12 protein-coding genes and 1 pseudogene are annotated in these 11,983 nt (G+C 46.6%); 2 read left to right on the top strand and 11 right to left on the bottom strand.

All coding sequences use genetic code 11. The features are described from left to right. Positions 1–2 precede the first annotated feature (2 nt). From ftsW to A5N84_RS08830, 11 genes are read right to left on the bottom strand one after another with little or no spacing between them, the layout of a single operon-like run. Entirely contained in the window at positions 3–1,214 is a 1,212-nt protein-coding gene (gene ftsW / locus A5N84_RS08870) for a putative lipid II flippase FtsW (RefSeq protein WP_078055690.1), read from the bottom strand. After that, a complete protein-coding gene (murD, locus tag A5N84_RS08865) occupies positions 1,207–2,538 on the bottom strand; it encodes a UDP-N-acetylmuramoyl-L-alanine--D-glutamate ligase (protein ID WP_072282084.1) in 1,332 nt (443 codons plus the stop codon). The genes ftsW and murD overlap by 8 nt, the downstream gene beginning before the upstream one ends. 11 nt (positions 2,539–2,549) lie before the next feature. Then, positions 2,550–3,632 carry a phospho-N-acetylmuramoyl-pentapeptide-transferase gene (mraY, locus tag A5N84_RS08860; RefSeq protein ID WP_072282083.1) on the bottom strand — a complete coding sequence of 361 codons (1,083 nt, stop codon included), beginning with the start codon at positions 3,630–3,632 and terminating at the stop codon, positions 2,550–2,552. Between the two features lie 2 nt (positions 3,633–3,634). Continuing rightward, positions 3,635–5,002 carry a UDP-N-acetylmuramoyl-tripeptide--D-alanyl-D-alanine ligase gene (locus tag A5N84_RS08855; protein WP_072282082.1) on the bottom strand — a complete coding sequence of 456 codons (1,368 nt, stop codon included), beginning with the start codon at positions 5,000–5,002 and terminating at the stop codon, positions 3,635–3,637. Next, the gene (locus A5N84_RS08850; protein ID WP_078055689.1) at positions 4,995–6,461 is read right to left on the bottom strand and encodes a UDP-N-acetylmuramoyl-L-alanyl-D-glutamate--2,6-diaminopimelate ligase; all 1,467 of its coding nucleotides are present in this window, start codon (positions 6,459–6,461) and stop codon (positions 4,995–4,997) included. The genes A5N84_RS08855 and A5N84_RS08850 overlap by 8 nt, the downstream gene beginning before the upstream one ends. Next, positions 6,448–7,425 carry a peptidoglycan D,D-transpeptidase FtsI family protein gene (locus A5N84_RS12210; RefSeq protein WP_233120099.1) on the bottom strand — a complete coding sequence of 326 codons (978 nt, stop codon included), beginning with the start codon at positions 7,423–7,425 and terminating at the stop codon, positions 6,448–6,450. Before A5N84_RS12210 ends, A5N84_RS08850 begins: the two co-directional genes overlap by 14 nt. Then, a complete protein-coding gene (locus A5N84_RS12205; protein WP_233120088.1) occupies positions 7,368–8,324 on the bottom strand; it encodes a penicillin-binding protein 2 in 957 nt (318 codons plus the stop codon). The genes A5N84_RS12210 and A5N84_RS12205 overlap by 58 nt, the downstream gene beginning before the upstream one ends. 14 nt (positions 8,325–8,338) lie before the next feature. Then, a complete protein-coding gene (ftsL, locus tag A5N84_RS08840) occupies positions 8,339–8,605 on the bottom strand; it encodes a cell division protein FtsL (RefSeq protein ID WP_072282081.1) in 267 nt (88 codons plus the stop codon). 10 nt (positions 8,606–8,615) lie between these two features. Further along, the gene (gene rsmH, locus A5N84_RS08835; protein ID WP_072282080.1) at positions 8,616–9,539 is read right to left on the bottom strand and encodes a 16S rRNA (cytosine(1402)-N(4))-methyltransferase RsmH; all 924 of its coding nucleotides are present in this window, start codon (positions 9,537–9,539) and stop codon (positions 8,616–8,618) included. Beyond that, entirely contained in the window at positions 9,536–9,658 is a 123-nt protein-coding gene (locus A5N84_RS12200) for a hypothetical protein (protein WP_233120087.1), read from the bottom strand. Before A5N84_RS12200 ends, rsmH begins: the two co-directional genes overlap by 4 nt. Next, on the bottom strand, positions 9,610–9,990 hold the full coding sequence (locus A5N84_RS08830; protein ID WP_233120086.1) for a division/cell wall cluster transcriptional repressor MraZ: 381 nt from the start codon (positions 9,988–9,990) through the stop codon (positions 9,610–9,612). Before A5N84_RS08830 ends, A5N84_RS12200 begins: the two co-directional genes overlap by 49 nt. 267 nt (positions 9,991–10,257) lie before the next feature. Between A5N84_RS08830 and A5N84_RS13560 the strand changes: the two are divergent. Both A5N84_RS13560 and A5N84_RS08820 read left to right on the top strand, forming a co-directional pair. Continuing rightward, positions 10,258–11,579, top strand: a pseudogene (locus tag A5N84_RS13560) (FAD-dependent oxidoreductase). Between the two features lie 21 nt (positions 11,580–11,600). Further along, positions 11,601–11,966, top strand: coding sequence for a rhodanese-like domain-containing protein (locus tag A5N84_RS08820; RefSeq protein WP_072282079.1), 366 nt, complete (start codon positions 11,601–11,603; stop codon positions 11,964–11,966). Positions 11,967–11,983 lie beyond the last annotated feature (17 nt).

The following is an 11,983-nucleotide window of genomic DNA, read 5'->3' as shown; positions in this document are numbered from 1 at the left end:
GCCTAAATCCGCCCTTCACGTTTAGCCTGAAATCGCGCCTGCGCATCGACGCGCAATAAAATAGCAAGCGCCACACACGTCATAATCATTGAACTACCGCCATAACTAATTAACGGCAACGTCAACCCCTTTGTTGGCATCGCCCCAGTGGTTACCGCCACATTAATCAACACCTGAATCGCAATCCACAGCCCCACCCCATAAGCATAATAACTAGAAAAGCGCATCCGCACCTTATCTGCCAAAAGCCCAGTTGCAAACGCACGCCACACCAACAACGCATACAACATCATCACCACAAACGCCCCCACCAAGCCCAGCTCCTCCGTAATGATAGAAAAAATAAAATCCGTATGCGCCTCAGGCAAAAACTGATGCTTTTGCACACTCTCGCCCAACCCACGCCCAAACCAACCGCCATTCCCAATAGCAATTAAAGAATTCGTCAACTGATATCCCGTATCCAAATGATTTGCCCATGGATCTAGAAAACTAAATAACCGCTGCCGCCGATAATCTGCCGATAGCAACACCATCACCAAAAGCACCAATGCCAAAGCACTCATCGTTAGCAAATAACGAAGCCTCACCTCCGCCATAAACATCATGCCAAACACCGTCGCCACAATCACCACCGTCGTCCCAAAATCAGGCTGTTTAATCAAAATCACCGACAACATCGCCGTAATCGTCAATAATTTCACCATCGGCTTCCAGCTATTTCCTAGCGACTGATTGTGGCGCTTTAGAAAATCTGCAGCAAAGATAATCATCACCAACTTCGCTATCTCCCCCACCTGCAAATTAAATGGCCCTAAATTAAGCCAGCGCTTAGCGCCATTGACCTGCACCCCAATCCCAGGCAGATACAACATTAAAAGTAACGTCAACGTCGCAACCAATGCTCGCGCACTATTGTCCTGCACCTGCTTTATCGGTATTAAAACAAAGGCATACACCAACAACACCGACAACAACAAAAAAATCATCTGCCGCACAATGTAATAATAAGCCGATTGCCCATTAGAAATAGCTTCCGTCATCGAAGTAGAAGCCACCATTACAAACCCAACCGCCAACAGCGCCAACCAAGAAAAAATCAACCATACATCTGGAAACGACATACTCCACCAGCGCGTTAATCCCTCACGCTGAATTTTGCGAAAATCGCTTACAGGGTCAAAAATCTTTGGTTTTAATCGCACTTTATACATCGACCGCTCCATTTTGTGCCAACTGCGCAAAATAAAGCCCGCGCTGTTGATAGTTTTTAAACTGATCTAAGCTCGCGCATGCAGGCGATAACAACACCCAATCCCCTGCTTGCGCATAATCCCGCGCACGCGCTACCGCCACATCCAACGTTTGACACACTACAAACGCCACAGCTTTTTCCTTAAGCGCCTCTTGCAAAGCACAATTATCAACCCCAATAAGTAGCACCTGTTTCACCTTTGCCTCTACCACCGCCTGCGCTAATTCAGAAAAATCCTGCCCTTTACCTGCTCCGCCTAAAATCAAAATTAATGGCGCCGACACCCCAGCCAAAGCCGCCACCGTTGCGCCTACATTGGTCGCCTTAGAATCATCTATCCACAGCACACCGCCTATCGTTGCCACCTGTTGCATCCGATGCGCCAATCCTGCAAAAGTGCCAATAGCGCCCAACGCCTCAGCAAAAGACAACCCCAATGCACGCAACGACAACAACACACACAACACATTGGCATAATTATGCTTACCCTTAAGCGCCAAATCCACCACTGGCAATATCTCTTCTCCCTCCACAAGGAGCATCCCCTCATGCACACCACCCCCTTGAGAGGTTTTTTGCAAAGAAAACCACTCTATCGGCTTATCCAACGTCTTTGAAAGCGCCACACAATACGCATCTTCTGCATTTAGCACCAAATGCTGTGCTTGTCTTGCCAAATTTCCCTTTGCCTCGGCATAGGCGGAAAAATCCTCGTAGCGGTCTAAATGGTCAGGCGTTATATTAACAATTACCCCCACCAAAGGACTCAAGCTCGGGCAAAGTTCCAACTGATAACTCGATAACTCCAAAACGTAATAATCCACTGCCTCATCACTAAAAAACGCCTCAATCACCGAACGCCCAATATTCCCACATAACACCGCCTTATATCCTAACGCCCCAAGCGCTTCATAAAGCAACGTTACCACAGTGGATTTACCATTAGAGCCTGTCACCGCCACCACAGGTTTATCCACCAAACGGGCAAATAACTCCACGTCATTTAATATCGCCACCTCTTTCGCAACACTAATTAACGCCTGTCGCCGCCTATCTACACCAGGACTTACAATCAACGTTTTGAATTCAGCCAATGCCCCAGCAACGTCTAAATTAAGAGACAAAATACTCTGTGTTGAGCGCTTTTCATCTACCCCCTTAGCCTCATAACCAGCAGACAACAGTGCCTGCAACACCGCCTGCCCTGAGACCCCCATCCCCACCACCGCAATTGGTTGAGACAATCCTAACGCTGTTAATTTAGCCAGCTTTTGTGCATTCATCACTCCCCCATTTATCTTAATTTCAAGGTAGACAACGCCACCAACACTAGCACCACCGTTACAATCCAAAACCGAATGGTAACGCGCGTCTCAGGCCAGCCCATCAGCTCAAAATGATGATGCAAAGGCGCCATACGGAAAATGCGTTTTTTACGATAACGATAAGACCCCACCTGCAAGATAACCGACAACGTTTCCACCACAAACACCCCCCCCATAATCACCAAAACCAACTCTTGACGAATAATAACCGCCACCACCCCTAAAGCCGCCCCAAGCGCCAACGCCCCCACATCCCCCATAAACACCAAAGCAGGATGCGCGTTAAACCACAAAAACCCCAACCCTGCCCCAGCAATTGCTGCACAAAATATCGCCACCTCACCTGCACCTTTAACCGCAGGAATATGCAAATATTGCGCAAAATAAGCATGCCCCGACAAATAAGCAAACGTCGCCAACCCACCTGCCACTAACACCACAGGCATAATCGCCAACCCATCTAAACCATCTGTTAAATTAACCGCATTGCTCGACCCATTTAGAACCAAATAAGTCAATGGCACAAATAACCATTCCATCTGCCAAGAAACATTTTTCAAGAACGGCAAAAATAACGTCGTCTGCACCGCATCCTCCGCCAAAAGATACAACCAAATCGCGGTTAACAATGCCGCTAGCGACAACAGCGCATATTTATGTTTTGCCCGCAAGCCCTGCGGATTTTTCAACACCAACTTACGATAATCATCCAACCACCCCACCCCACCAAAACTCCACAACACAAACAACACCACCCACACATAAGCCACCGTCAAATCCGCCCATAGCAACATCGCCAGCGAAATACTGAGAATCACCAGCGCTCCGCCCATCGTTGGCGTCCCTGTTTTTGCCAAATGCGTTTTAGGGCCATCATCGCGCACATACTGCCCCATTTGTAAATTCTTAAGCAAAACAATCATCTTGCCGCCAAAGCCAATACTAACCAACAACGCCGTCAACGCAGCCAAAATAATGCGCGTGGTTAAATACGTCAGCGCATTTATTGGCGAAAAATACGCACTCAACCATTCGGTCAACGCATAAATCATCTCTACTCCCCCGCCTTATCAGAAAAATCCAAGCCCGCCAACGCCAGCACCCGCTCCATCTTCGCACTGCGCGAACCTTTCACCAACACCGTATAAGGCTGTTGGTGTTGCAATAATTGCGCTAACGCCACCGCCAAATCCTGCTGATTGGCAAACTCGCACGCCTTCTCACCAAACCCACGCCCATAATCTTTTGCAAATGCGCCCACGCACCAAAACCCCGCCACACCACACTCACGCGCATATGCCCCCACTTGCGCATGCAAATAAGCGGCATGCTCCCCAAGCTCCCCCATATCTCCAGCAATAACCAGCGCATTCTTTGCTGTTTTAATCACCTCAATCCCTGCTTTAAAAGACGCAGGATTGGCATTGTAAGTATCGTCATAGACCCGATGCACCCCAAATTCATAAGCACTTAAGCGCGCCTGCTTGAGCGTTAAACCCGATAGCGCCTGTGCCATTTTCTCTCCTAAAACGCCTACCGCATACGCTAGCGCGCACGCCGTCAACGCATTGCTTATGTTATGCACACCCTCTAACTGCCATTGCACAGCAAAAGGCACACCATTAACCCACAACGTAAACACACGCCCATTGTCTTGAATTTCACTGGCATAAATCTCCGCCTTCTCCTGCAAAGAAAAACGCACCACCTCGCGCCCAGAAAAGCGCTCCAACCACCGCGGCGCACACGGCAAATCTAAGTTCACCACCATAACGCCTGCGCTGTGCGCATAAATTTCCTCTTTTGCACGCACCACCGCTTCATAATCGCCAAACCCAGCCAAATGCGCTTCTGAAACATTGGTTACCGCCACCGCCTCAGGACGTGCCAAATCGCATAAATAGGCAATTTCCCCTGCATGATTTGCCCCCATCTCCACCACTACAAATTCATGCGCAGGTGTTAATTGCAACAAAGTCAACGGCATTCCCACCGCATTATTAAAATTCCCTTGCGTGGCAAGCGTTTGTCCTTTTGCGCTCAAAATCGCCTTTAGCATCTCTTTGCTAGACGTCTTACCATTCGTCCCCGTGATAGCCAGCACTTTTGCTGTCGATTGCATCCGTCTTGCATGCGCCAGCTGACCCAAAGCCAAAAGCGTATCCTCAACCACCACCTGAGACAGCGCACAATCAGCTTGATAATGCTCTACCACCACAGCCACCGCCCCCCGTGCGCGCGCCTGCTCCACAAATCTCACCCCTTGAAAATTCTCCCCATTGAGCGCTACAAATAAATCTCCTGCCTGCACCGCTCGACTATCTGTTATCACTCGTTTTGCGCAAAATGCCTCACCAAACAAACGCCCTCTCGTCGCCTCAACCACCGCCTGCGCCGTCCAATACGTTGCCCAATCAGTCATCTTGCCCCTCACACCACTGCCTCACCACCGCTTGATCAGAATAAGCAAACGTCGTCTGTCCAATAATCTGATAGTTCTCATGCCCCTTACCTGCAATCACCACCGCATCCTTAGGCGATAAATGCGCCAATACAAAGGCTATTGCCTCCTGCCTTGGGCGCACCACTTGCACCGCTTCAGGACACTCAAACCCACGCATAATCTCTGAAACAATCGCCATTGGGTCTTCTGTGCGTGGATTATCATCTGTAATTACCACTGCATCAGCAAAACGCTCCGCCGCCGCCGCCATCAACGCACGTTTGCCCTTATCGCGGTCGCCCCCACAACCAAATATTACCCACAACCGCCCCTGCACATGAGCGCGAACCCCTGTCAATACTCCCTGCAAGGCAGCAGGCGTATGCGCATAATCTACCAACGCCTTCGCCCCATTGGGCAATGGCAAACATTCCACCCGACCTGGCACACCGCGCAAGCTTGCCAACCGCTCAACCACCGCCTCCAACGAATGCCCCAGCGCCAACAACGTCGCCGCTACATTTAATAAATTATCTACATTAAAACGCGCCAATAGCGCACTCTCCACCCTTTTTCGCCCTACACCATCTAAAACCAAATCAAAACGCAAGCCCGATGCATGCAAAACGATATTCTCTGCCCAAAGCGTATGCTGTGCGCGCTCAGGACGCACTTGATAGGGTGTTTGACTGCTCACCGCCCACACCTTAGCTTGTACAAACACTCGCCCCTCATCTAATAATCGTCGCCCATAAGCATCATCAATATTAATCACCGCATGCGCAATAGGGCGCGCAAACAAACTAGCCTTAGCAAGAAAATAATCCTCCATAGAGGCATGATAATCCAAATGGTCGCGACTTAAATTGGAAAACAACGCCACTTTTATCGCCACATCCGCCACGCGATATTGCGTTAAGGCATGCGATGAAATCTCCAGCGCCACTGTCTCAATCCCTTGCGCGTAAAACTGCGCCAATTGTTTTTGTAGCGCCAGTGCATCAATAGTGGTATGCGAACTGGGTTTTAAAGCTTGTAGCTTACCCATCCCAATAGTTCCCATCATCGCGCAATCCAGCGCTTGAGCTAATAAATACACCAAAGACGACTTGCCATCTGTGCCTGTAATCCCCACCAGCGTCATTTTTTCGCTTGGTCGCCCATAAAAGCGCGCCGCAATTTCGCTAACACATTCATTTAAATGCGCAAACCCCAGCCAGCTCTCTTGCGCATCGGCATAAGGCGTTTGATAAAGTACTTGCGCATATTGATGCTGTGAGGTTAAAAATGCCAACGCATGATGATGTAACCCCTGCGTTGCTAAAAAAAGTGTCTGCGCATCTAATTCTCGCGTATCTAAAGTTAGACGCTTTACCTCAACGCGCGCATTATTATCATCTAACGTTAACAATCCATCTAATAATTCAGATAGGCGCATCAGGAATTGCCTCCAGCTCATTGGCTTCACTTGCGAAAACCTCTTGGTCAATATCAAGCTCAATATGCCCCGATTGACCAATTTTATCAGGCAAAACGCCAAGCATTTTCAAAGACCATTCAGTAATTTTGGCAAAAGAAGGCGCTGCCACCACACCCCCATAATATCCCCCCCTTTTAGGGTCATCCACCACCACAACCACCGCAATTTTTGGATTATCCGCAGGTGCATAACCTGCAAACACACTACGATAACGATTTTTTGCATAACGCCCATCAATAATTTTGTGCGATGTTCCTGTTTTTCCAGCAACCGTATAATTTTCAGTATTACTTCTACGCCCTGTGCCTTGATTGGACACCGCTTCTTTAAGCATCTTGCGCACACTCAACGCCGTTTGCTCACTCATAATCCGCCGACCCGCCTCAGCTTTCTGACGCTTTAATAAAGTCAACGGCACTTGCACTCCATCATTAGCCAGCGCGGCATAGGCATGCACCAACTGCAAAGCCGTTACCGAAATGCCATAGCCAAAACTCGTCGTTGCATACGCAAAATCCCCAAGATTTTTTGGATTGTGCATAATCCCACGCTGCTCACCAGGAAACTCAATACCCGACAACCGCCCAAATCCAATTGATTGCATAAACGACTGATATTTTTCACGCGGCAAACGCTGAGAAATCATCGCCATTCCCACATTTGAGGACTTGCGAATCACCCCAATACTGTCTAGCGTGCCGTAGTTTTTAGTATCGCGCACCACATTGCGCCCAATATAATAATTCCCTCGCGTAGGAAAAACAGTTTTCTCCGTAATCACGCCCGCATCAAGCGCCGCTGCCATAACAATTGGTTTAATCGTCGAACCTGGCTCAAACACATCTGTAATCACACGATTTTTCATCAACTCAGGAATGCGCTCAGCGCTATTATTAGGATTACCATCAGGCAGAGACACCATTGCCAACACCTCCCCCGTTTCACCTCTACCACCACCGCCGACACTGAATCCGCCTGAAATTCTGCCATTGCATCACTCATCACTTGATGCGTAATATATTGAATACGCTTATCCACGCTCAATTGCAAAGGCGCACCTGGCGAAGCTGGCACCTCCTCCTCAACCACCTCGATGGTATTTTTATTTTTACCCTGCAGATACCGAACACGCCCAGGTTGTCCTGCCAACCAACTATTAAATGCCAACTCCACCCCTTCTTGCCCTTGGTCTTCAATATCGGTAAAGCCAATAATTTGCCCCAACACCTCCCCAGAGGGATAAAATCGCTGGTAGGTACTCTCGCCACTCACCCCGGGCAAATTCAACGCCACCACCTCATTCACCAACCCTGGCGGCAACTGTCGTTTTAAATAATAAAAGCGCCTTTTCTGCCGCTCTTCTAAAGTGCGATACAACTCATCTACTGAGAGATTCAACAACTGCGCCATAGGCTCTAAACGTAAATACTGATAGCGCACCAGCGCAACCTCTTCATTTAAATCAGGGCTATTAATCCACTGGCAATACGACTCCTGTACCGCATCACTTAAACACCGTTCACGCTGCCTATCAAAATCCCCTCTTAAAGTTGACCAAAACACCTTCGGGTCAACCACAACCGAAGAAATAGGCGTTGAAATAGCCAACGGCTCCCCTTCGCGGTCTAAAATCATCCCTCTAAGCGCATCTTCTTTAAACACCCTAAGCGAGCGGTTATACCCTTCTTCAAGCAAGAACGCACCGCTGTATATTTGCAAATACAACAATCGCGCCATCAGCAGTAATCCCAAAATTGCCAATACTCCCATCACTACATTACGCCGTGCGCTAGCGCCGTAGCGTGAAGCTGATCTAGACATAATCTCTACCGCACTTAATTCAAATACACCACCTGAGTCGACTGTGGCAAATGCATATCCAAGCCCTCACGAATCGCGCGATTAATTACCGCATCATCTGCTAACATTTTTTGCTCTAACAACAACTGCGTCCATTCAGCATTGATTTTATCGCGTTCTTTTTTAAGCGCTTGCACAGCATCAACCATCTCACTTTGTTTTTGACTGTATTGCACCGTTTTCACCCCCAAATACCCTAAAGTTACAAACAGCGCCATAAATATCACGACCATAAATTTCATACTATCCCCTTCATAATTTTACCGCCTTCCTTAATCGAGCACTTCTACATCTTGGATTGTCCGCCACCGCCTGAGCTGATGGTTTAATGACAGGATTAACCAAACGCAATACCGCATTTCGTCGCCCCTGTGCCACTGGAATCTCAGCGGGCAACATCTCCCCCTCTTGCGCGCGAATAAAACGCTTTGTTAGCGCATCTTCCACACCATGAAAAGTAATCACCGCCAAAATCCCGTTAGATTTTAATAAATTTGTCGCCGCGCTCAGAGCGCGCTCTATCTCCCCCACCTCATCATTAACCATCATCCGAATCGCTTGAAATGTCTGCGTTGCTGGATGATAGCCTGATTTTTGTAATTTTTTAGGCATTGCCTCTTGCACCACTCTCGCCAAATCAAGCGTCGTCTGCAATTGCTCTCTAACCGCCATAATGGCGCGCGCAATACGCCTTGCTATCGTATGAGGCTCACCGCCTAAATCACGAATTGCACGCATCAGCGTTGCTTCATCTGTCTGCAACAACCATTGCCTAGCGCTTAACCCATTTTCAGGATTCATTCGCATATCCAAAGGTCCAAGCTTAGAAAAAGAAAACCCACGTTCTGCTTCATCTAACTGAGGAGACGACACCCCTAAATCCAACAAAACACCATCTAAAGAACCCAGCCCCACCTCTGGAAATGCATGCGCCATATTAGAAAATTCTGTTTGTTTAAAATAAAAGCGCGCATCCTCTATCTCGCCAGCCTTTGTGGCCGCCTGTGGATCTCTATCTAACGCATATAACCGTCCTTTTTCATTCAAAGAATCTAAAATCAAACGACTATGCCCACCGCGCCCAAAAGTTCCGTCCAAATACCAACCCTCAGGCTTAATCTCTAGCGCCGAAATAGACTCTTGCAATAAAACAGAAATATGCTCCGATACACTCATAGCGACAACAACTCTAACTCGCCCTCTAAATCCACACCCTGCTCTAAAAGCGCCTGAGTATCTTCCTCAGTTACCTTATCCCAGCGTTCCTGTGCCCAAATCTCAAATTTATTACCCATCCCAATAAAAACCACCTTCTTATCAATCTGTGTTTTTGGCGCAACTCACTAGGAATTAACAAACGCCCTGCATTATCTATAGAAACATCTGTGGAATAAGCCATCAGACGCCGCTTAATCATGCGCGACGCTTTATGCAAACTCGATAATTTAATTAGCTTTTTTTCCGTAATTTCCCATTCTGACAAGGTATAAAGCAACAAATTATTCTCCACATCCAGCGTTAGAATAAATTCCTGCTGCTCTTGCTCTGCAAATTGCTCGCGCACTTTCGTAGGCACAGACAAACGCCCCTTAGAATCAAGTGAAAGTGTGTAAAAACCACGGAACATAACAGACAAACCAGCCCAGAAAATTTTCCCACATTATAACCACTTTCTCCCACTTTACAATTTAATCCTCTTGCAGAATATCCTGCCTACCCACACACCCAATCAGGATAAAAAATAAAATCATTGTCACAACAATTTGTTAACTTTTTTGTTTATAAAACATCCCAATCATCTCCTGCTTTCACATTGGATTTTTGTTCATGCAAATAGTCTTTCGCCTTATGATAGAATCCTGCGCTCTTTGAATTTATCTAATTGGTTATTTTCATGAATCCAACACAAATTGAACACCTTATTATTGGTTTTGGCAAAGCAGGTAAAACGCTTGCTAAAGCGCTTGCAAATGCTGGTAAAAGCGTCATTTTAGTTGAGCAAAGTGCAAAAATGTATGGTGGCACTTGCATTAACATTGGCTGCATTCCCAGTAAAAAACTTAAATTCTTGGCAGAAAGCAATCACCCACTCAATGAAGCAATTGCGCAGAAAAATTCTCTTATAGAGAAACTTAATCAAGCTAATTTTGATATGGTGGATAAAGTCGCTACTGTCATCACTGGCAAAGCACGATTTATTGATTTTCATCAAGTTGCTGTACAAACCGAGGAAGGCGAACAAATTATTCAAGCCGAGCATATTTATATCAACACGGGTGCGACCAACCGCCGCCCTGATATTCAAGGCATTGAGAGCGCGCCTAATATTTACGATAGCACCTCCATTATGCAACTAACCGAAAAACCTCAACAATTAGTGATTATTGGTGGAGGCTATATTGGATTAGAGTTTGCCAGCATGTTCGCTCAATTTGGCAGTAAAGTTACTGTGCTAGAAGTCTCTGATACATTTATTGGCAGAGAAGACCGCGCCATTGCTAACAATCTTTTGGAAATCATGCAACGCCAAGGCATTGAGTTTAAATTTTCTCAGCGCATTCAATCTCTTGATGAAAAAGACGGGCAAACGCTCATTCACACCGAAGAAGGCGACTTTCTAGCTGATGCGGTGTTAATCTCTGCAGGGCGCAGCCCAATACTTCTGGATTGGATTTAGATAAAGCCAATATTGAAACAGATAAGCAGGGCGCTATTGTTGTTAATGAGCGCTTACAAACCAGCCAAAAACATATTTATGCTATGGGCGATGTTGCTGGTTCTGCACAATTTACTTATATCTCACTGGATGATTATCGTGTCGTTAAAAGTCAGCTTTTAGGGGATGGTAGCTATACTACAAAAGGTCGCACTTTCCCTTATAGCGTATTTACCAATCCGCCTTTATCTGTTACAGGGCTTAATGAAGAAACCGCCAAAGAGCAAGGTTATGAAGTTAAAACTGCTGTTTTACAAGCCAATGCCATTCCTAAGGCGAAAATTTTAGAGCAAACAGATGGACTATTAAAAGCAGTGATTGATAACAAAACAGATAAAGTATTGGGAGTGCAATTACTGTGCGCTCAATCCCATGAGCTTATCAATTTTATGGATTTAGCCATTCGCCAAGGGCTTACCCATCAACAACTAGCCAGCTATATTTTCACCCACCCCACAATGAGCGAAAGTCTTAACGATTTGTTTGCTCAATTTTCTTAAAACCTTAAAAAAGGAGTTGTTATGTTTAAAAAACTTATTATTTTAACTGCTTGTGCTTTTGGTTTAGGTTTGAGTGCACAGGCTCAAACAGCCACTTCACCAAACGAAAGCGCAACTGAAGTGGTTGAAAACGGCGTTTGGATTGACGTGCGCACAAGTGAGGAATTTGAGCAAGGGCATCTACCACAAGCCATTAATATTTCTCACGAGGAAATTGGTGAGCAAATCGAGCAAGTTGTAGCCGATAAAAGCACTCCTATTCACTTATATTGCCGCAGCGGACGCCGCGCTGAATTAGCTCGACAAGTGCTAGAAAGTATGGGCTATGTTAATGTGATTAATCATGGCGCTTATAAAGACCTCGTTGAACAAACTACAAATCAATAATTTTAACGCCGTCGCCA

This window comes from Rappaport israeli (assembly GCF_001888055.1).
GTDB classification, from domain to species: Bacteria; Pseudomonadota; Gammaproteobacteria; order Cardiobacteriales; family Cardiobacteriaceae; genus Rappaport; species Rappaport israeli.
The sequence above is the reverse complement of the archived record's forward strand: the minus strand, read 5'-3'. Positions and strand labels throughout refer to the sequence as shown.